General features: G+C 40.5%; 17 protein-coding genes. 8 read left to right on the top strand and 9 right to left on the bottom strand.

The features are described 5' to 3' along the window. Window positions 1-320: 320 nt before the first annotated feature. From DBR32_RS09435 to DBR32_RS09420, 4 genes are all read right to left on the bottom strand, one after another. Window positions 321-1,562, bottom strand: a complete 1,242-nt coding sequence (locus tag DBR32_RS09435) for a pitrilysin family protein (protein ID WP_124636063.1) — start codon at window positions 1,560-1,562, stop codon at window positions 321-323. Window positions 1,563-1,619: 57 nt separating this feature from the next. Continuing rightward, window positions 1,620-2,735 (bottom strand): ABC transporter permease, encoded by a 1,116-nt coding sequence (locus DBR32_RS09430; RefSeq protein ID WP_124636062.1) that lies wholly within the window; start codon window positions 2,733-2,735, stop codon window positions 1,620-1,622. Further along, window positions 2,736-3,887: an N-acetyl-alpha-D-glucosaminyl L-malate synthase BshA gene (gene bshA / locus DBR32_RS09425; RefSeq protein WP_124636061.1), complete on the bottom strand. Its 1,152-nt coding sequence runs from the start codon at window positions 3,885-3,887 to the stop codon at window positions 2,736-2,738. Between the two features lie 99 nt (window positions 3,888-3,986). Continuing rightward, window positions 3,987-5,402 carry a DUF5689 domain-containing protein gene (locus DBR32_RS09420; RefSeq protein ID WP_124636060.1) on the bottom strand — a complete coding sequence of 472 codons (1,416 nt, stop codon included), beginning with the start codon at window positions 5,400-5,402 and terminating at the stop codon, window positions 3,987-3,989. A 579-nt stretch (window positions 5,403-5,981) separates the two neighbouring features. On the opposite strand from DBR32_RS09420, the gene DBR32_RS09415 reads away from it, so the two are divergent. The 3 genes from DBR32_RS09415 to DBR32_RS09405 all read left to right on the top strand — a co-directional run bounded on the left by DBR32_RS09415 (window position 5,982) and on the right by DBR32_RS09405 (window position 9,807). After that, complete coding sequence (locus tag DBR32_RS09415) at window positions 5,982-6,569, top strand: hypothetical protein (RefSeq protein ID WP_124636059.1); 588 nt, start codon at window positions 5,982-5,984, stop codon at window positions 6,567-6,569. Window positions 6,570-7,031: 462 nt separating this feature from the next. Beyond that, entirely contained in the window at window positions 7,032-8,546 is a 1,515-nt protein-coding gene (purH, locus tag DBR32_RS09410) for a bifunctional phosphoribosylaminoimidazolecarboxamide formyltransferase/IMP cyclohydrolase (protein ID WP_124636058.1), read from the top strand. Window positions 8,547-8,625: 79 nt separating this feature from the next. Further along, window positions 8,626-9,807: an SAM-dependent methyltransferase gene (locus DBR32_RS09405; RefSeq protein WP_124636057.1), complete on the top strand. Its 1,182-nt coding sequence runs from the start codon at window positions 8,626-8,628 to the stop codon at window positions 9,805-9,807. 1 nt (window position 9,808) lies between these two features. Here DBR32_RS09405 and DBR32_RS09400 read toward each other — a convergent pair whose 3' ends face one another. Beyond that, complete coding sequence (locus DBR32_RS09400) at window positions 9,809-10,258, bottom strand: META domain-containing protein (protein ID WP_158605948.1); 450 nt, start codon at window positions 10,256-10,258, stop codon at window positions 9,809-9,811. A gap of 487 nt (window positions 10,259-10,745) precedes the next feature. On the opposite strand from DBR32_RS09400, the gene DBR32_RS09395 reads away from it, so the two are divergent. The 3 genes from DBR32_RS09395 (at window position 10,746) to DBR32_RS09385 (ending at window position 14,148) form a co-directional block, all read left to right on the top strand. After that, complete coding sequence (locus DBR32_RS09395; RefSeq protein ID WP_124636055.1) at window positions 10,746-12,161, top strand: T9SS type A sorting domain-containing protein; 1,416 nt, start codon at window positions 10,746-10,748, stop codon at window positions 12,159-12,161. A gap of 627 nt (window positions 12,162-12,788) precedes the next feature. Further along, complete coding sequence (locus tag DBR32_RS09390) at window positions 12,789-13,280, top strand: YajQ family cyclic di-GMP-binding protein (RefSeq protein ID WP_124636054.1); 492 nt, start codon at window positions 12,789-12,791, stop codon at window positions 13,278-13,280. Window positions 13,281-13,380: 100 nt separating this feature from the next. Then, entirely contained in the window at window positions 13,381-14,148 is a 768-nt protein-coding gene (locus DBR32_RS09385; protein ID WP_124636053.1) for a class I SAM-dependent methyltransferase, read from the top strand. Between the two features lie 79 nt (window positions 14,149-14,227). Here the strand turns inward: DBR32_RS09385 and DBR32_RS09380 are convergent, their stop codons facing one another. After that, window positions 14,228-16,171: an ABC-F family ATP-binding cassette domain-containing protein gene (locus tag DBR32_RS09380; RefSeq protein WP_124636052.1), complete on the bottom strand. Its 1,944-nt coding sequence runs from the start codon at window positions 16,169-16,171 to the stop codon at window positions 14,228-14,230. 86 nt (window positions 16,172-16,257) lie between these two features. Here DBR32_RS09380 and DBR32_RS09375 point away from each other — a divergent pair, with 86 nt between their 5' ends. Beyond that, a complete protein-coding gene (locus DBR32_RS09375) occupies window positions 16,258-16,905 on the top strand; it encodes a murein L,D-transpeptidase catalytic domain-containing protein (protein ID WP_124636051.1) in 648 nt (215 codons plus the stop codon). Window positions 16,906-16,924: 19 nt separating this feature from the next. On the opposite strand, the gene DBR32_RS09370 is transcribed toward DBR32_RS09375, so the two are convergent. From DBR32_RS09370 to DBR32_RS09360, 3 genes are all read right to left on the bottom strand, one after another. Then, window positions 16,925-17,281 (bottom strand): YraN family protein, encoded by a 357-nt coding sequence (locus DBR32_RS09370; RefSeq protein ID WP_124636050.1) that lies wholly within the window; start codon window positions 17,279-17,281, stop codon window positions 16,925-16,927. A 1-nt stretch (window position 17,282) separates the two neighbouring features. Further along, complete coding sequence (locus DBR32_RS09365; protein WP_124636049.1) at window positions 17,283-18,407, bottom strand: glycosyltransferase family 1 protein; 1,125 nt, start codon at window positions 18,405-18,407, stop codon at window positions 17,283-17,285. Window positions 18,408-18,471: 64 nt separating this feature from the next. Continuing rightward, window positions 18,472-18,738: a hypothetical protein gene (locus DBR32_RS09360; protein WP_124636048.1), complete on the bottom strand. Its 267-nt coding sequence runs from the start codon at window positions 18,736-18,738 to the stop codon at window positions 18,472-18,474. A gap of 197 nt (window positions 18,739-18,935) precedes the next feature. Between DBR32_RS09360 and DBR32_RS09355 the strand changes: the two genes are divergently transcribed. After that, window positions 18,936-20,465, top strand: coding sequence for a GH3 auxin-responsive promoter family protein (locus tag DBR32_RS09355; protein ID WP_124636047.1), 1,530 nt, complete (start codon window positions 18,936-18,938; stop codon window positions 20,463-20,465). Window positions 20,466-20,509: the final 44 nt, after the last annotated feature.

Genomic DNA, 20,509 nt, shown 5'->3' with positions numbered 1-20,509 from the left:
TATATCAATGATAAATTATAACAAGAAAGGATGTCTGAAGATCAGACATCCTTTCTTGTTATATAAAGTATATTGAGTATCTCCATTTAGGAAACAAAGACTTTCTTTATTATTTTGATTTCCATTTATTGGTATTGCTACCTTTTGCCTTGATGCAAAAGGTGCCGCCAAAAAATAAAGGCTATATAAATCCATGGCTAAAAATCAATGTGTCAGTCGTTAGCAAACCAAACTCGCTGCGCTCAGACAGTGGTTTACGAATTTGCGACCGAGCCAATGATTTTCTTAACGCCGGATAGTCATTTAAAGTATTATACTACTTATTTAGGTTTGGCTAAATAATATAAGGTATTGCTATTTTCTTCAGTAAAGATTTGCGTAGCAGCTTCATTCACTTGTTGGATGTTGACCTGGCTATAACGATCCATTTCAGTATTCATCATTTGTGCATCACCCAACAACTCGTAAAAGGCAAGGTTATTGGCTCTTGCCAGTAGGTTCATATCTTCAAAAGCAACCATAGACTCCAGTCGGTTGATCGATTTATGCAATTCTTCTTCGGTGATTCCTTGTTTTTTCAGCAGATCCAGTGCTTCTGTAACTGCTGCTTCTGCCGCTTCCATCGCAACACCGGCTACCAGCTTGCCTTCGATCACAATAATACCCGGTTCTAAACTACCGGTATGGTAACAATCAATATTGCTGAACAGCCTTTTTTCTTTAACCAGTTCCTGATACAAACGGGAAGCTTGTCCGCTGCCCATCACCTCCGTGATAATGTCTGCAGCATGATACTGATCAGATAAGCGTCCGCCGATATGCCAGGTTTTATAAAACGCATCCAGAGGTACATCTGCTTCTACAGTCGCTTTTCTGGCTTCGGTTTGTTGTGGTTCCAGGGGCAAATTACGGTTGTATTTTATGCCTGATGGGATGTTACCAAACCATTTCTCGGCCATTGCCTTGACCGTTTCCGTCTCAACATCGCCCGCCACACATAAAATAGCATTCAGAGGATTATAGTGTTTTTGGAAGAATGCTTTTACATCCGGTAAACGCGCATCTTCAATATGTTTTAATTCCTTACCGATAGTCATCCATTTATACGGATGACGCGTGTACGTCAGTTCCCTTAAGATCTTCCATACATCACCATAAGGTTTGTTGATATAATGTTCTTTAAACTCCTCAGAAACAACCTTACGCTGTACTTCCAAGCTCTTTTCACTAAAGGCCAGAGACAACATACGGTCGCTTTCCAGCCAAAAGGCCGTTTCCATATTTTCTTTCGGAATCTGAATATAATAATTGGTAAAATCGTTAGTGGTATAAGCGTTATTTTCCCCTCCGGCCATTTGTAAAGGCTCATCATAATCCGGGATATTTACAGAACCGCCGAACATTAAGTGCTCAAACAAATGGGCAAATCCTGTTTGTGCTTCATCCTCATCTCTGGCACCTACATCATATAAGACATTTACGGCTACCATTGGTGTTGTGGTATCTTGGTGTACCAGCACCCGTAAACCGTTTGCTAAAATAAATTTATCGAAATTGATCATGTTACTAGGTTGTTTTTAAGAATGCCCTAAAAGGGCTGTGGGTTCAGGTAATATTCCCTACTCCCATTTAAATAGTTTTGCAGCCAATGCATAACCGATTACACCCCAGATCAGTAAAATGAGGATATCCCATTTAACCTGCCAAAGGCTGGCGCCATCAAAAGCAATCGCTCTTAAAGCATTGTTGAAATAAGTCAGCGGCATCAGTTTGGCTATATACTGTAGCCATTTGGGTAATGCATCTATGGAGAAAAACGTACCTGCCAGTAAGAATTGTGGCATGGTAAAAATATTAGCTAATGGAGGAATGGTCGCATCACTTTTGGCAATACCACTGATGACGAATCCAAAACTCATAAATACCAATAAGGCAATGCCCGAAACAAACAGCATAGACAAAACGGTACTAAGCCCATTAATCAGGGTATAATCAAAAAAGAATTTTCCGATCAGGATAATGAGTAAGGCACCTAATAATTGAAATATCAATCGGGCTACCCCTTCGCTCAGCAGCATATTGCTGCGCTTGATCGGTGTAGCAAAAAAACGTTTTAAGACCAGCATTTGGCGCATGTGGTAAAAAACGAAGGCGGTACCAAATACACTGGCCGCCAATAAGGAAAATCCCAGTTGCCCGGGCAGGATAAAATCAATTGTTTTGAACGGGCGGGCGGCAATTACGGTTTTGTTGATTGCTACGATTTCGGCCGCTCTATGGTGCAGGATCGAATCTTCGTCTAAAAGCGACTGATTGATAATCGCCTGTAACTGATCGGCAGTAGCCAGTTTCTGTACACTGGCCTGAATATCGACTGTATATTTACCCGCCTGTTTGGGGTCTTTTTGAATATTTAAAACAGTAGCGATTGTGCCCTTTTTCAGCTGCTCCTTAAGCGCAAGGGTATCCTTTATACTCATATTGAGGTTTACCAAAGGATTATGACGTAATTCCAGGAATACAGGATTCGCCGTATCCGCTTGCGGGTGCAGCGATACGTTCATCACGGAACGGTTGCCACCCATAAACCCAAATACCAGGATAAATACCAGAGGGAAAGCCAAACTGAACACCACAGAGGACGGGCTCTTCAGCATCGATTTGACTGAGGCTTTGGTTAAGGCCAAGAAGGCTTTAAACTGGCTGTATGGTTTTTCGGTTGGGGTTGATGACATTTAGGAGGGCTTACTGTTTTTATATTCTGCAATGACGCGGTTATACAAGGCTTCATATTGCGGAACCACTTTATCTATGGTAAAGCTATGCGCTCTGTTATAGGCATTCTCTTTAAATTGGCTTAGTTTTTCCTCATTGCTCAGTAGATCAATCCCGAAAGCGGCCATTTCATCTACATCGCCTACATTACTTAAGAAGCCGGTTTCCCCATGGGTATTGATCTCTGGTAAACCACCGGCATTGCTGGAAATGACAGGAATGCCACAGGCCATCGCTTCTAAAGCCGCCAATCCAAAGCTTTCATAAGCAGAAGGCAATAAGAACAAGTCCGTCACACTAAAGATCTCTTCTACCTGCTCTTGCTTTCCTAAGAAACGCACATCAGTATGCAGGTTACAGAATTTTTTTACTAGCTCCTCCGCTTCAATACGCTCCGGACCATCACCGATCATGAGTAATTTACTGGGTACTTCTTTTCTGATCTTTTCAAAGATCTTCACCACATCGTCTACCCTTTTTACCTTACGGAAATTGGAAATATGGGCAATAATCTTTTCTCCGTTGGGAGCGATCATTTTCTTAAAATGCGTTTTATCTTTTCTTTGGAAGCGATCTACATCTACAAAGTTATAGATAACATCAATGTCCTTTTCGATATCAAAAGAAGACATGGTTTCTTCCTTCAGGTTATGCGAAACCGCAGTGATCGCCGAAGACTGATTCATCGAGAAGGTCACTACCGGGGCATAAGTTTTATCTTTACCTACCAGGGTAATATCCGTCCCGTGAAGTGTTGTGATATAGGGAAGTCCTTTATGGCTCTTCTCCAGTATTTTTTGTGCAAAATATGCTGCGGAAGCATGTGGAATGGCGTAATGGACATGCAGTACATCCAGGTCGTAGTTATTGACAACGCTCACCATGGTACTGGCCAGTGCCGTTTCGTAAGGCGGAAAATCAAACAAAGGATAGACCGGAACGCTAACCTCATGAAAATAAATGTTTGGTCTGAAACTATTAATCAGCCTGACCGGTTGCTGATAAGTAATAAAATGTACGTCGTGTCCTTTGTCTGCCAGTGCGATGCCTAATTCCGTTGCTAAAACCCCACTTCCTCCAAATGTCGGATAGCACACAATACCTATTTTCATAAAGAAATATATAAGATAAGATGATTGTCTTTTTTGTAAAACGCAAAGATAAAAAAAGGCTGCTCATTTGAGCAACCTTTTTAATAATTTATGATAGTGTTATTCTACGTCAGTAATATTTCTCATTTGCAATTGTTTGGTCGCATCATACTGACCTGCAATACCGCTGAAGTTTTTTGCAGTGGTTGGTGTTGCTGTACCAGAGAAGGAAGCACCTGTAGCTGTGTACAGCGTAATGGTAGCCGTTCCATCGCTTAATGTTTGGTTACCACCAAAACTACCGCTGCCTGCAACTGTTGCATTTAATATCTTCACCAGGGTAGATTCGTGTGCTTCAAAGTTATTGTTCAAATCTAACAAAGTAAGGATGGTCGGGGTAATCGTACCCGTACCTACTCTGCTCGCAGTGGATAATTGTGTATTATTTACCTGAAGCGTACCTCTGAATTCTTCCAAAGAAGTACCATTGGTAATAACGACTACAGAATCACCAAGATTGAAGCTATGTGCCGAGGTAAATCGGATCATGATACCTTTGTTTCCTTGTTGGATGATCAGGTTTTGACCATTACCATTTCCGTTCGCTCTGTCGCTGATTACCGTTCCGGTAATTTTGATTCCGGAAAGAGATAAAGGAGAACCCGCATATTTGTTACGAAGACTGTCAATTGTAATAAACACCGGTGCTACAGGAATGCTTCCATCACATCTTTCTGCAACGAAGTTTAAATCATTCACATCTCTGATGATCAATTGAGGCGTCGCATTGTACTTTGTATACAGCCCTACGATAACCCCTTTACCCGTAGGTGTTAAGGTTGGTTGGAAACGGGCATAGTTACTGCTTCTTACAACGATACCGCTACTGGCAGCACCACAACCGTTTAAGGCTCTGTTTGTCGTCGCATTAGGTGCCGCAAATGGCATCCCATAAGCACCATTGGCAAATTCTACGTCACGGATGGCAACTAAAGTATTTAAACGGGTACCGTTTGCATTTGCATTAGCCAATTCATCATAAGTAAAAGTATCTACTTTAATGGTATTCGGATAATTGGCTTTTACGATAAAGTTGTCAGCCATTACGAAAGGAATAGAGACAATAGATTGTCTTTCATCCAGTCCATAACCCAGTTGTACCATACCGCCATAAGTAGCCATGGATAAACCCTTACATTTGATATATACTTTACGGCCTACCGGATAATCATTATAAATATTGTTTTGGTCTAAATTGATCTCCAAACCACCGGTGGCATCCTGGATTACGAATTTTTTATAATAGTTACCGCTACGGTCATCCATCACAACCACACCTGAAACCACCACGTCTTGTGTAATAGCCACACCAGTCGGCATCGCTAATAACTGTGCAATGGTATGGGTTACCTTAAGATTTGGATCAAATCCTGTATTATCGATTGGGGCATCATTACCCTTCTTAACGCAAGACTCAAAAGTAAATGTAGTCGCTACAAGGGCACTACATAATAAAAGTAGAGATAATTTTTTCATATATTAATTGAAAACTGAACCGCAAAATTAGGTCATTATTTAGATTTTCCCACAATATTTATGGAAAAAACAATTTATTAATATTGGCTATTTGTTTCTACTATTAGTAACACAGATAGTTACGGATATTTGTTTTTTGAAATCATAAAAAGACTTAAAATTGTTAAACTGATATTTTGGTATCACAATTTATGTCCTTAAATCTGGTTCGTATTTATACCTGAATCATCCAGATTTTGAATTAATTTCATATTGAAAACATCGTGCAATGATCAATTTGTATAGGTACCCTGCTTTTTTAGCATCATTTTTCATTCCTTTACAACTCAGTGACAAGAATAGGGCAATGTTCAAAAAATAAATGTGGGTGATCCTAAAGTGAAAATACTGCATAATTATGGGTAAACCTGACATCATCTGTAAAGCTCCATTCGATACTAAATCGATTATGTATGATTATAGTAAGTCCTATGGAGGCTTCTCATCAATTGCCGTATATTTAGATGCTAATGGAATTGTGATCAGTAAAAGTATCGATGATCAAGGCTACCTTAAATATACGTTTTAAAAACCCTGGATATGGATCAAAATAGCAGATATAAAGCAAGAAAGATATTAATCCTGTTCTTAGGGATATGCTTTATAAGTGCTATTTGGTATCATATTGATAAGCATCTTTTCCTAACCGGTAAAAATACTTTTGCCTATAAAAGCCCCCTACCGTATGGTGTTCGACCGGTATTCAGATATAGCTTTGAAGGTGGGTTTAGTCTGATGGATCGCCATGGAATGCCTTTATTAGGGAATCGGTCACTAGTTCAGACTAATGGTATTACTGATACCATATCTAAAATTCTTAAATACGGTTTGGGAAATGGCAGAATATTCGCATATGTTGAAACTGTCGATAAAAACTTATTATTTCTAGAGATATTAAAAGATACCCATAACGAAATATGTAATGATTGCTTAATAACAGGAGTTGTGGCTATGGATCCAAAGCTAATGGTGCAGCTTAAATGGTATGTTGTACCTTCCGACTCTTTATCTGACTTAGAGGTATTCAGAAATATATTGAGTTTAATACTCGGTGTGCTTTTTATATTATCTATTTACTTTATTGGTCGCTATGTTTTTGCTCAATGGAGCAATCAAGTATATAGTTAAGCATACAGCCCCAAAATAAAGGCCTTATAAATCCCTGGCTAAAAATCAATGTGTTCTGTACAGATCGCTTATTGTTTTCATCACAGCGATAGCAATTTTGTATTGAAGTTGCGATTTTTGAGCCTCGAATACTCCCTTAAAGCTCAAAAATCAATGCACGGAACGTAACAAAATTGCGATGCAGGGCAATCGCCTTGATGAAAACAGGCATTTTTGGTCCTTTTGTTGCCACAAAAGGACGAACATATTGGCAACAAATTTGTAGATTTTATATGATGTTAAATTAATATTCATTGAAGACGATAGTCGCTCTTCTTTCTCACAACGCTTATTTATTAAGTATAGTAGAATACAAATAGCTGTACTCCGCTCATATTTCAAAAGGCAATTCTTTGAATACTAAAGAAATTTACAGAAATTTGCAGCCCAAAGGCAATCAGCTATAAATATCAACTCCAATATATGTCTACAAAATCGATTCAATCGGCTTTAATTTCTGTTTTTTACAAAGACGGTTTAGCCCCTTTAGTGCAGGAATTGCACCGCCAGGGCGTGACCATCTATTCTACCGGTGGTACCCAGCAGTTTATCGAGGAACTGAGCATTCCTTGTGTGCCTGTTGAAAACCTGACCACCTACCCTGCTATTCTGGGCGGTCGTGTAAAAACCTTACACCCTGCCGTATTCGGAGGTATCTTGGGCAGAAGAAGTAATGAACAGGATCTTCAGGAAATGAAGGAATACAATATTCCGGAGATTGACCTGGTGATTGTCGATTTGTATCCTTTTGAAGAGACTTTGGAAAATACCAACGAAGAGCAATTGATTATCGAGAAGATCGATATCGGCGGACCTTCTATGATCAGAGCGGCAGCGAAGAATTTCAAAGACCTGGTGGTGCTTGCCGATAAAAACGATTATGCCGTTTTGGAAGAAATGTTGAAAGCGCAAGAAGGGGCGACGAGTTTAGAACAGCGTAAAGCCTTTGCTGCAAAAGCTTTTGAAGTTGTTATGAACTACGATATTGCGATCAATAACTATTTTAACGGAACCATTATACAACCTTTAAAACATAAGCAAAGCCTGCGTTACGGAGAAAACCCGCATCAGTCTGCGACGTTTTTCGGGGATTTGAGCGAAGTATTTGCGCAGATAAATGGGAAAGAATTATCATACAACAACCTTGTAGATGTAGATGCTGCCGTACAATTGATCAACGATTTTAAAGCCCATGACGAAGCAATCTTTGCGATTATCAAACATACCAATGTCTGTGGTGTGTCGGGCAGAGCTACCGTAAAAGAAGCTTGGGATGCGGCATTGGCCGGTGATCCGGAAAGTGCTTTTGGTGGCGTATTGATCACGAATAAAACGATTGATGTGGCCACGGCTCATGCCATAAATGAAATCTTTTTTGAAGTATTGATGGCACCAGCTTTTGAAGAAGAAGCCCTGAACATCTTAAAATCGAAGAAGCACCGTATTTTGTTACAAATGAATGCACAGACGGCTTCTTATACCACCAATGTAAAATCAATCTTAAACGGAACCTTGACACAAGTAGCTGATCAGGGTAATTTTGAGAAATGGGAAGAAGTTGGCGCCAGAGCCTGTAGCGATAGCGAGAAGGATGAATTAGCCTTTGCCAATATCGTGTGTAAGCATTTGAAAAGTAATGCGATTGCTTTGGTGAAAAATAAACAGCTTATTGGAAAAGGTTGCGGACAGACCAGCCGTGTAGATGCCTTACGCCATGCTATCGAAAAAGCAAAACAATTTAAATTTGACCTGAAAGGTGCGGTATTAGCTTCCGATGCATTTTTTCCTTTTAATGACTGCGTACAAATGGCTGATGAAGAGGGTGTTGTAGCCTTCATTCAACCAGGCGGTTCTATCCGTGATAAAGACAGCATTGAATATTGCAAAGCACACAATTTAGCCATGGTCATGACCGGTCAAAGACATTTCAGACATTAATATTTAAATCATAAATTTGTTGAAACACCAATGTATTTTGGTGTTTCTTCGTTTTTTACCTTATCAAATCCCGATTATAATGGACGCAGCTTTTAATGAATTTTTCAGCGCTTTAGACGAGAGCATTGCAAATAATACTTTTGTAAAAGTCAGTTTGGGCAATTATCGCGGTGCCGAAGCCCTGAAGAATATCTATATTAAAATTGCTGTCATTAAGAAAAAAACGATGCTCAGCTTTACCTACCGGTACAAGACCCGCGATATCGTTAAGAATTATACATTGGAAGAAGCAAAAGTACTTCTATCCGATTATGTTGATTTGCAGCAATTTAGAGTGGCTAGCTTATTTACACTTGAGTTTGATGCAGTCATTGAGTATGGAAAGAACAATGCACTTACTTATAACAAAAGGAAACCGAGTCATAATACCCTACCCGAGCCGACACATGATAAGGCCAAGCAAAGAAAGCTGGAAAGTGAAGGCAAAAGCTATTTACAGGAGTTGAAGATTACCGATGCCGGCGGAACGGTTTATAAGAGCGCGCAGGATAAGTTTAAACAGATCAATCATTACATCGAGATTTTAAGCACTCTTTTAAAAGAATTACCTTCAAGGGAAGTGCTGAATATAGTAGATATGGGTGCCGGAAAAGGTTACCTCACCTTTGCACTTTATGATTACCTGACCAATACGCTTCAAAAAAGAACAGAGGTTATTGGGGTGGAATACCGAAAGGATCTGGTTGATCTTTGTAATGATATTGCGCAAAAAGTTCAATTTGAAGGCTTGTCTTTCGTGGAAGGAAGTATAGAAAATTACGAAAGCGATCAGATCAATGTGTTGATCGCCTTACATGCCTGCGACACCGCCACAGACGATGCCATTGCCAAAGGAATTCGCGGCAATGCTGACCTTATAGTCGTAGCACCTTGTTGCCATAAACAAATCAGGAGAGAGATTGAAAAAAATAAAGCGGTCAACGATCTGGATTTCTTATTGAAGCATGGCATTTTTACCGAACGCCAATCGGAAATGGTTACCGATGGCTTGCGGGCCATGATTATGGAATATTATGGTTATAGCACCAAAGTATTTGAATTTATTTCGGATGCACATACGCCCAAAAATGTATTAATTGTAGGCACTAAAAAGCAGCAAATAAACCCTGCACAACAGGAAATCATCAGTACAAAAATAAAAAATGCCAAAGCATACTTTGGCATTCAGGAACATCATCTTGAAAAGATCATGGGGCTGTAAATTAGTCCCAGTCCGGTCTTATTGCTTTTATATAGACGCCTTTACTATCCTTTAAGTATAAAAAATGCCCTTTGATTTCGTATTGGTATTCAGCTTTTACGATTTCCTGACTGAAGCGGTTTTCTATGGGGCTGCTGTCCTCGCAATAGCGCATGGTACTCAATACATTGCTCATAGAAATGCCCTGTGCTTTGTTCAGCTTATATTGAAACGAAATACCGTTACAACCCATATAAGCACTGCCATTCATATCTTTATTAAAAGAGATGAAGGCACCAAACTTTATCAGTTCTTCCTTTGTTGTTCCCCTCATTTCCGTAATCATCCATTTTTGAGTCAGTACGGCACCGGTACCCTGTTCCTGGGCTGTCTTGCTTTTTTTCTTACCTGCTGCACAGGCGGTAAAAGACAGAAGTCCTATAGCTAATAAGCCGGTCATGATTAATTTCATATAATTCATTTTTTGTCTTGTTTATAAAATATGTTGCTGTTTGTATATCCTATAGATGCTGTTCTTGCTAAAAATACATAAAACAGGGCATAATTTATGACTATTTGGTTTCCTCCTACTATGAGGTACCTTTTTTGGCTGCTCTAAAAGAGCATCAGATTACCTTAAATCCTTTCATAGTGTTATGAAATAATCATGCAATTATTAAACTAAGATTAAGAAAACAAGACATTAACCCATGTTAATTCGAATATGATTTATTTTCCGTATTCTTTATTCTGTTTGAGAGCGATAAGTTTAAATAAGTGATTATCAACCATTTATATTTTAAAATAGCGCGCATGCTTCTTTTCTTTTAACCTAAAATAGCCTATCTGTTAAGCCGCTTTTGTTACCATAAGATGAATTTAGTGTTACCCGCCAATTTATATTGGCTTACTACTTTCGCCCTGTAATAAAATACATTTCTAAACAAAAGTTTGTAAACATGAAGACAATTTTTACATGGAGAAAACCATTAATGCTGACCGTACTCAGTGTACTGTTAGGGATTATATCCACCACAGCACAAGGCACCTATCAGTTAGTTACCTCATCTGCACAAATCGTATCAGGCGGTCAGTACCTGATTACAGATGGTAAATCCGGCACTGTGGGTGCGATTGGATATCAAAATACCAATAACCGGCCAGCCGTAAATGTTACGGTATCTTCCAATGCGATTACGACTACTGTAGCGACTCTATCCAGCGACGAGGCAAGGCCATATGAAATCACCTTAGGTACGGGTACCGGCGGCACCTTTACATTAAAAGATGCCGTCAATAATACATTTTTAAGACCAAGGACAGGAAACAATAACGGTTTGCTGGGCAATGCAAGCCCGGAAAACTTTACCATTTCCGTAACCAGTTCCGGTATCGCAACGATAACCGGACCGGCCTCTTATAGCAGAAACATTTTGAAATACAATGTTAGTGCAGATCTCTTTGCCTGCTACGGTTCCGGTCAGGATGATATCTATATGTTTAAGCTGGTGAATCCTCCTTCTGTCACGACTTCTAAGGCGAGCCTTAGTGGCTTCTCTTATGGAGAAGGCAACGGCCCTTCGGCAGCACAGACCTTTACATTGAGTGCCAGCGATCTGACCCCTGCCAGCGGTAATATCAGCATTTCGGTTCCTGCAGGTTTTGAGTACAGCTTCAACGGGACGACCTATTTAAGCAGCCAGTCTGTTGCCTATAGCGGAGCAGCACTTTCTTCCAGAACCGTATATGTACGAATGAAAAGCGAGCTCAACAGCGGAAACTACGCGAATACGCTTAGCATTTCCGGTGGCGGTATGAGTAAATCCATACCGCTTAGCGGAAGCGTGACCAATGTTCCTTTGCCCGTAACCATAAAAGATATAAAAGCCTTTAAAGAAAAAGAAGGACATACGATTGTATGGACCGTAGCAGATGAAAAAGCCATTCATCATTATGAACTGGAAGCGAGTCCCGATGCGCTGCATTTTGAGCCGGTAGGAACCATTACTGCTAAGGGTTTGGAACAATACTCTTTGCAAAGGACAGCGGTATGGAAAGGAAAAAATTATTACCGCTTAAACATCCTGGAGGCAGATGGTACCAACAGTTACTCTAAAATCATCATGCTGGCAGAAAATGCGACAGCAGAGGAACTAATTGTGTATCCTAATCCATGTACGGATGTCATCACGGTACAAAATCTGTTGCCTGGTGAGGTCTTTGAACTTTGGAATCTCGCCGGTAAGCAGTTAAAAACTGTTGTGGCGACACAGCCGGTCATGCTCTTGGATATGGCAAATCTACCTGCCGGTACTTACCTACTGATACTTAACCGTAAGGAAGATAACATCAGGAAAATGATACTTAAGAAATAAAGCATATTGAGTATCCGCTTTTCGGAAACAAGGACTTAATTATTCGTTGGGTTTTCATTTATAGCTATTGGTACCTTTTGCATCAAGGCAACAGGTACCAAAATCAAGGCTATATAAATCCATGGCTAAAAATCAATGTGTCGGTCGGAAGAAAACTAAACTCAGACATTGATTTACGAATGAGCGACCGAGCCAATGATTTTCTTAACGCCGGATTTATAAGGCCAGTCCTAAGCGACTTGTTCGGTACAGATCGCTTATCGTTTTCATCACAGCGATAACAATTTTGTATTGAAGTTGCGATTTTTGAGCCATGTATACTCGCTTAATGCTCAAAATCAATGCACGAAACGTAACAAAATTGTAGTGCAGAGCAATCGCCTTGATGAAAACAGGCATTTTTCGTCCTTTTGTTGCCACAAAAGGACGAACAAAATGATAGCCTATATGCGGGTCATATAAAGCATTTTAAAGATATGAACAGCCGGGCGTATTGTCCGGCTGTTTTATGTGCAGCCTTATATAGCATACGTTACATCTGTGATGTCCGGCGGAAACACGAATTTTTCTGCATTTGTCATTAATTCCAAAAGATAAAAATTTTATCTTTGCAGAAATTTATTATTTATGCCTTCTTTTGACATTACCAGTAAAGTAGATCTTCAAACCTTAGATAATGCCATTAATACGGCCAAAAAAGAGATTAGCACTCGCTATGATTTTAAAGGTTGCCATTGTGAAATCGAGCTGGATAAGAAAAACATGGTGCTCAAATTAGAGATTGAAAGTGATATGCAGCTGAAGCAGGCAGAAGACATCATTCTTACGAAAGCCATGCGCCAGGGCCTTGATGCCAAATGTTTCGACATCAGTAAAGACCATACCGCTTCCGGAAAATATGTAAAGAAAGATATCAAGATCCGTAATGGAATTGAACAGGCCGATGCTAAAAAGATCGTAAAACTGATCAAAGACAGTGGCTCTAAAGTACAGGCTGCGATCATGGATGATGTAATTCGCGTGACGGGTAAAAAAATTGATGAATTACAAGAAGTCATCGCATTGTGCAGAAGTTCTGCACTGGAACTACCCTTGCAATTTGTAAATATGAAAAGCTAATCCGGCTTTTCATATTTTTTTGTGGGATAGGCCAAGACGGGTAAGCCATCTCGCCTTGACCTATGCTTAGGATAAAACTGTAAATAAAGTGTAGAAAGATATGCATCAGCAAGACAGTACCAACCGGTTTAGCAACAGGGTAAGTGATTATAAAAAATACCGCCCCCATTATCCAAAGGAGATCGTCCTTTTTTTACAGGCACAATATGGATTAAGCCCGCAAAAAACGATTGCAGATATCGGTGCAGGAACGGGGATTTCAAGTCTCTTATTCCTGGAGCTGGATTATACCGTAATTGCGGTGGAACCCAATGCAGCAATGCGTGCTGCGGCTTCAGCAGATTTAAAAGAATATTCAAAATTTAGTGCCCTCGACGGAACAGCCGAACATACTTTATTGCCCGATCATAGTGTAGATGCAGTAGTGGCCGCACAGGCCTTTCATTGGTTTGATAAGGTACCCGTCAGAAAAGAGTTTCAACGGATATTGAAACCGGATGGATATGTTGTTTTAATTTGGAATGAGCGTTTGGTGCGTACTGAATTTGAACAAGCCTATGATCAGCTCATCCTTAAGTATGCGATCGATTATGTACAGATCAGTCATCGGAATGTTGATTATGAAAGCATCAAAGACTTCTTCGCGCCCAATTCCTGTACGGAGCAGCTTTTTGCTAATCAACAGCTTTTTGATTTTGAAGGCTTGAAAGGACGTTTATTATCTTCTTCCTATATGCCTAAACAAGAAAATCCTGTTTACGAGGAGATGATCAATGATCTGAAAAAATTATTTGCGCATTATCAACAGGATAACAAGATCCGTATCGGTTATGAAACCAAGGTATACGTCGGTTCCCTAAGATTGTAAATACGGGTATTCGATAAGTTTATGCCCGATTTAATAAATCCCTTTCTCACCGAGGTGAGAAAGGGATTTAAATATTTAATTAAGCCCCTTCTTCCAGATTCATTAATTGCTCAAAAGCCGTATCATACTGTGTTTGTAACGTATTGCATTTTTGCATTTGGGCCTTATACAAATCCTCAGCTTTTTTGAATTTATCTTTATCGGCATAAATATCCGGGTTACCCAGGTCATTTTCGTAAGTAACCTTCAGAGCATTGGCTTCATTCAATTGCTGCTCTATGCGTTCTACCGCCTTTTGCTGCTTTTGAATTTCTTTTTGCTGTTCCCTGTTTACATTTTGTACCACCGTTTTTACCGGTTGCGCTAATTTGGCCGGTTTAGGGGTGTTCTTTTCTGCTGTTTTGGCTGCCAGTTGTTCTTTGGCAATCTTTTCTTTCCAGTAGATCCACTCGTCATAAGTACCTTCAAAAGACTTTACTTTTCCTTCTTCAATCTCCCAGAATTTATTAGCCGTTTTACTCACAAAATAACGGTCATGCGAAATCAGGATATAGGTACCTTCATATTGTTGTAAGGCCTGTATCAATAGTTCTACAGACTGCATATCCAGGTGGTTGGTCGGTTCATCCAGCAATAAGAAATTGGCATTGCTTGTGATTACTTTTGCCAGGGCTACCCTCGCCTTTTCTCCTCCCGATAATACTTTGATCTTTTTAAACACATCATCGCCCGAAAACAAGAAACAGCCTAAGAGCTGGCGCAATTGCACCTCCGTCTTATTACTGCCGCAAAGTTTTAATTCATCTAAGATATTGTTTTCAACCTGCAGGCTTTCCAACTGGTGCTGCGCGTAGAAACTGGAGATTACATTATGCCAACCGGTACGAACACCTTCAAAAGTTTCATTGCCCGTTACGATACGCATCAAGGTTGATTTACCTTTACCATTGGCACCCACTAAAGCAATTTTATCACCCCTGATGATTTCGGCATCTGCGTTTTTAAGCAATTGCAGGTCGCCATAAGCCTTCGACACATTTTTGAGATCACAAATAATCTTGCCTGGCGTTACCCCCACATCAAAACTGATATTCATTCTTGGTGCGCCCTCATCATTCAGCTCTATTTTTTCCAGCTTATCCAAACGCTTGATGGCACTTTGTGCCTGCGCTGCTTTGGTAGCCTGTGCACGGAAACGTTCAATAAAGCGCTCCTGTTGTTTGATAAATTTCTGCTGGTTCTCATATTCGCGCTCTAAAAACTCCATACGGGTCGCCTTTTCTTCTTCATAGAAAGTATAGTTGCCCGAATAAATATGTAATTTTTGTTGGAACAGTTCAACGATTTTGGTTACCATTCTGTCCAGGAAATAACGGTCATGCGAAACGATGATCACTGTACCCGGATAGGATTGCAGGTATTTCTCCAGCCATTCGATAGAGGGAAGATCCAAGTGGTTGGTCGGTTCATCCAATAAGAGAATATCCGGTTGCTGCAACATGATTTTAGCTAGCAATACCCTCATTCTCCATCCCCCGGAAAACTGATTGTAAGGGCGGTGCAAGTCTTTGGTCAGGAAACCCAGACCTTCGAGTACCGCAGCAGCCTTATGCTCCATTTCATATCCGCCTGCCAATTCAAAATCATGCAGGGCTTCACTATACCGGATCAGCAAATCTTCATCTTCCGGATTATCTTCAATTTCTTTAGTCAGTTTTTCAATCTGGCGTTCCATTTCTGCTGCTCTTTCATAAGCTTGCATACACACAGTAAGTATACTGTCGTCAGTAGAAAAACTAAGCAAATCCTGGTTAAAAAAGCCCAGCGTTGCATCGTTTGCCTTCTGCATATTACCCGCTTCGGGTCTGTATTCTCCTGTGATCAGGCGTAAGAGCGTGGATTTTCCGGCACCATTCGGACCAATCAAGCCAATACGTTCATTCTCCCCGATCTGCCAGCTGGCTTCATCCAGCATCGTGCGTGCGCCAAAAGAAAACGTTATATTGTTCAGTGCTAAAAGCATATTACTATAGTATTTTGTGTTTAAGAGCTGCAAATTTAACCAAATTACTACAAAGCAATTCGATAAATTGCAGCATCAATCATCATATGAAAAAAGTAATGCTTATCATTGTCGGTTTTCTGCTTGCCGGCCTGCTTATATTTATCGCTTTTAACTACCGGAGTACGGCCAATTATCTCTTTAGAAACAAGGCAATAAATAGCCAAAAACCGGTCGATCCCTCCGAATTGCCGCGTATTATGGCCAAGGCCAAACAGTTAGTCGCCTATGCCCGTAAAAACGGTTACGATACCACGGTCGTTTTTGTGCTCAATATGCGCATTGCTTCCGGCAAAGACCGCTTTTTTATTTATGATGCCATACATCAAAAAGTAGTGCAACAAGCCTTAGTCGCCCATGGCCGTTGTAATGAAACAGTGCAGGTGAGCAGACGATATAGTAATGTTGTGGGTGGCGGCTGCACCGCTTTGGGTAAATATAAGATCGGGCTTGCCTATCAGGGTACCTTTGGCCTAGCCTATAAATTGCATGGTCTCGAGGCGAGTAATAACAATGCTTTTGAACGCTTTGTCGTGTTGCATGCCCATGAATGCGTTCCCAACAATGAAGTGGATCCTTATCCGATTTGCCAGAGTGACGGTTGTCCGACCGTATCGCCTGCCTTTTTGAAAATACTAGCCAATATCATCGATGGCAAAACAAAGCCAGTGCTCTTAGAAATTATTGATGCTTAATTACTTATAATTGTATATCTCAATAAAAAGCATCTTCTATATGATGAATTTCCTTTGCCTGTGTTCCGGCCAAAATAATACTGATTACATCAAAACGTATTTGGGTAAATTCCGGATGATCCTGCAGGAATAATGCAGCAACAGCTTTGATATGTGCCTGTTTTGTTTTGGTGACGGCCGCTTCGGGATAGCCAAAAGCAAAATTGCTGCGGGTTTTGACCTCCGTAAAAATTAGAATATTCTCTTTTAGCGAGATGATGTCGACCTCCTTACGATCTGCACGGAAATTAGTCTGCACAATATGATGTTGTTTGCTTTCCAGAAAGGCAACGGCGAGTTTTTCGCCCAGGATTCCTTTGGAAATATGGTGACTCATCCTATTGGACACATTTCATGATAGACTGCCATAGCTTTTCCGCACTAAGATCCCAGCTGAACAAGGCACTTTGACGGGCTGCATTCTGTATCAACCGATGCCGCAGGGGTTCATCTTTATAGATGCGTTCCATAGCCTGGGCAATTTCGTCCACGCTGGTCGGGTCGACCAGTAAACCGGCATCTCCCGTTACTTCGGGCATAGAAGAGGTATTAGAGGCAATAACGGGTACTTTACAGGTCAGGGCTTCGAGGATCGGAATACCAAAGCCTTCAAATAAAGAAGGATAGACCATCGCGTAAGCCGAAGCGGTAATACGCGCCAGCTCCTCAACTTCCTGATAACCCAGCCAGATCACATCCTCTTTATAAGGCATGCGCTCTTTGGCTTCCTGTATATCTTTGGCCAGCCAGGCCAGACGGCCGACGATGACCAATTTCATCGGGCTGCGCTGCCTGCGTTTAAATTTTACAAATGCCTTCAGCAGATTGATCACATTCTTCCTGGGATGCAAGGCGCCGGTGAAAAGAAAAAATTCATTTCCATCGGTGTATTTATCTTTTACCGCCTGTTTGTCTTCATAAGGTAAAGGTTTGTACACTTCATGGGCACCATTATAGACCACATCTATTTTGTCTTCGGGTATATGGTATCTCTGGGCGATATCTTCTTTGGTAAATGTGGATACCGTTGCAATCTGGGTTGCTTTTTTGGCAAATCGTGGCAGGTAATATTTATAGTGCCTGAGGTGAACGCCTTTGATGAATTTAGGAAAATGCTCAAAAGCCAGATCATGGATCACCAGACAGGTAGGTACTTTTGTCCGTAAACTGCCATAGTTGTCGGGAGAAAGGTAAACGTCTATTTTGTATTTTTTTAAAGCCTGTGGGATGGCCCATTCACACCAGATATAGAAGAGTATGGGATGCCGCGCCTGAGGATGTAAGACTACAGGGGTTACATTCGGTGCAAAAACAAATTCCGGATCGTATGCCCTGTCGAAAAAAAAGAAGAATTCATGCTCCGGGTGGTTTTGTACGATCCGTTTTAGGGTTTCGTGGGCAAACCAGCCGATGCCTTCGAGTTTTCCTTTCAGAAACAGTCTTGTATTGACGCCAATTCTCATCGATAAAAATAAAGGATAATTCCGCTGCGAAATTATCCCTAAAATAGTATAAAAAGTAGAATGATTAGAAAGAAACCATAATAATGCTGGAAAGAGGTATCGTAATACCGCCTTTCAACTGTATATTATTTTCGGTAACAGACCATACGGTCGTCTCCACGGTCAAAGGACCTTCAGAAGACTGAAAGGTAATGATTGTTTTTCCCTTATACTCGTTTCCCAGTCTTACGGCGTATTCTAAGTCTTTGATTAGGGTAGACGATTTGTCTTCTGATGCAGGAACAATTAAATAATTTTCAATTTCTTCCTTCTGAATCATTTTTGATGTCATCTGTAAAAGCGCTTTAAAGTGTGCGAAATTACAAAAAGCATTTCTAAATTACAAAGTAAATTTAATATGATATCTTCAGTTTATACTCATTTTCGCTAAAATATGACAATCCTTTGTGTTATTTTTTCAATACTTTATTTGCAAATGAGCAGCTAATGTATTTAACTTCGCAGCTGAAAACAACACAGCCACTTAACATGCCCATTATTGGAGAAATCATTTCCCGTTCTTTGAAAATAAGAAAAAGATTTAGTAAAAAGAAAGATAACGATTGGAATGTACAGCGCAAAACCTTGAAAAAACTGCTGGAGAAAGCACAGTATACGGCTTTTGGTAAGCATTATCAATTCGAAAAAATACTATCGGAAGCCGTAGATTTTCCTACGGTCTTTAAAAATACGATTCCGGAACATAATTACAATTCTATGCATGACCAGTGGTGGTATCGTTGCCTCAAAAGTGAAGCAGACGTCACCTGGCCGGGTAAAGTAAAGTACTTCGCCCTCAGTTCGGGTACTTCCGAATCGGCAAGCAAGCATATTCCGGTGACCTCCGATATGATCCGTTCGATCAAAAAAGTAGGGTTAAAGCAGTTTTACTCTATGACCAATTTTGACATTCCACCGGCAGCCTTTACCAAAGGTATTTTAATGTTGGGCGGCACCACTTCTTTAATGGAGAAAGACGACTATTATGAAGGCGATATGAGCGGAATCAGTGCCAAGAACATGCCTAAATTATTTTCTAACCTCCTGTACAAGCCGGGCAAAAAGATATCTAAAAGCCCCAATTGGGAAGAACGCATAAAGCTGATTGTAGAGAATGCGCCTAAATGGAATGTAGGTACCTTATGTGGTGTTCCGGCATGGGCTTTGATTGTACTGGAAGAGATTGTCAAAAAATATAACCTGAAAAATATCCACGAAATGTGGCCTAACCTTTCGGTATACATCCACGGAGGCGTTGCTTTTGAACCATACCGGGAACCCCTGAAGCAACTGATGGGCAAACCGATTACCTATATTGAAACCTATATGGCCTCTGAAGGTTCTTTCGGTTTTCAATCCAGACCGGGCGTATCGGGTATACAATTAGAATTAAACGCGGGTATTTTCTTTGAATTTGTACCGTTTAATGAAGAAAATTTTACGGAAGACGGAGAAGTAAGGCCTAATGCACAGAGCAAATTCATTCATGAAGTAGAAAAAGGAACGGATTATGCCGTTATGTTATCGACCTGCTCCGGTGCCTGGCGTTATATAATCGGTGATGTGGTGCGCTTTACCTCGGTAAGACACAACGAGCTTGTGATTGTAGGCCGTACCAAACAATTCTTAAGCCTTTGCGGAGAGCACATGTCTGTAGACAATATCAACAAAGCGATCGATGCCATCATTAATGAAACCGGTTTAAGCATTGGTGAATTTACAGTGGCCGGTTTTCCTTATGAAAACAGGTTTGCCCACAGATGGTATATTGGCTGCGACAACCAAAATGTAGATAAGGAACAGATTAAAAGAATCATCGATGAGACCTTATGCCGCATTAATGATGACTATGCGGTAGAGCGGCAGTCTGCACTGAAAGAAGTCTTTATCGAAATCTTACCAAAAGAACGTTTTATAGATTATTTGAAACATATGGGTAAGTATGGTGCCATGAATAAATTTCCAAGGGTGCTGAAAGGAACACAATTAATTGATTGGGAAGAATTCCTGAAAAAATAATTAAATACACGTACAAAAGAACAAAAGGCACTGNNCAGTGCCTT

Source organism: Taibaiella sp. KBW10, from assembly GCF_003852495.1.
Lineage (GTDB): Bacteria > Bacteroidota > Bacteroidia > Chitinophagales > Chitinophagaceae > Edaphocola.
Note: the sequence above shows the minus strand (reverse complement) of the source record. Positions and strands in the feature narration are given on the sequence as shown.

Excerpts from the sequence above, each read along its gene's own strand:
- DBR32_RS09430 (WP_124636062.1), bottom strand. The coding sequence starts at position 2,735 with ATGTCATCAACCCCAACCGAAAAACCATACAGCCAGTTTAAAGCCTTC.
- DBR32_RS09415 (WP_124636059.1), top strand. The coding sequence starts at position 5,982 with ATGGATCAAAATAGCAGATATAAAGCAAGAAAGATATTAATCCTGTTC.
- DBR32_RS09405 (WP_124636057.1), top strand. The coding sequence starts at position 8,626 with ATGGACGCAGCTTTTAATGAATTTTTCAGCGCTTTAGACGAGAGCATT.
- DBR32_RS09435 (WP_124636063.1), bottom strand. The coding sequence starts at position 1,562 with ATGATCAATTTCGATAAATTTATTTTAGCAAACGGTTTACGGGTGCTG.
- DBR32_RS09395 (WP_124636055.1), top strand. The coding sequence starts at position 10,746 with ATGAAGACAATTTTTACATGGAGAAAACCATTAATGCTGACCGTACTC.
- DBR32_RS09365 (WP_124636049.1), bottom strand. The coding sequence starts at position 18,407 with ATGAGAATTGGCGTCAATACAAGACTGTTTCTGAAAGGAAAACTCGAA.
- DBR32_RS09370 (WP_124636050.1), bottom strand. The coding sequence starts at position 17,281 with ATGAGTCACCATATTTCCAAAGGAATCCTGGGCGAAAAACTCGCCGTT.
- DBR32_RS09390 (WP_124636054.1), top strand. The coding sequence starts at position 12,789 with ATGCCTTCTTTTGACATTACCAGTAAAGTAGATCTTCAAACCTTAGAT.
- DBR32_RS09385 (WP_124636053.1), top strand. The coding sequence starts at position 13,381 with ATGCATCAGCAAGACAGTACCAACCGGTTTAGCAACAGGGTAAGTGAT.
- DBR32_RS09400 (WP_158605948.1), bottom strand. The coding sequence starts at position 10,258 with ATGAAATTAATCATGACCGGCTTATTAGCTATAGGACTTCTGTCTTTT.
- DBR32_RS09380 (WP_124636052.1), bottom strand. The coding sequence starts at position 16,171 with ATGCTTTTAGCACTGAACAATATAACGTTTTCTTTTGGCGCACGCACG.
- bshA (WP_124636061.1), bottom strand. The coding sequence starts at position 3,887 with ATGAAAATAGGTATTGTGTGCTATCCGACATTTGGAGGAAGTGGGGTT.
- DBR32_RS09375 (WP_124636051.1), top strand. The coding sequence starts at position 16,258 with ATGAAAAAAGTAATGCTTATCATTGTCGGTTTTCTGCTTGCCGGCCTG.
- DBR32_RS09360 (WP_124636048.1), bottom strand. The coding sequence starts at position 18,738 with ATGACATCAAAAATGATTCAGAAGGAAGAAATTGAAAATTATTTAATT.
- DBR32_RS09355 (WP_124636047.1), top strand. The coding sequence starts at position 18,936 with ATGCCCATTATTGGAGAAATCATTTCCCGTTCTTTGAAAATAAGAAAA.
- DBR32_RS09420 (WP_124636060.1), bottom strand. The coding sequence starts at position 5,402 with ATGAAAAAATTATCTCTACTTTTATTATGTAGTGCCCTTGTAGCGACT.
- purH (WP_124636058.1), top strand. The coding sequence starts at position 7,032 with ATGTCTACAAAATCGATTCAATCGGCTTTAATTTCTGTTTTTTACAAA.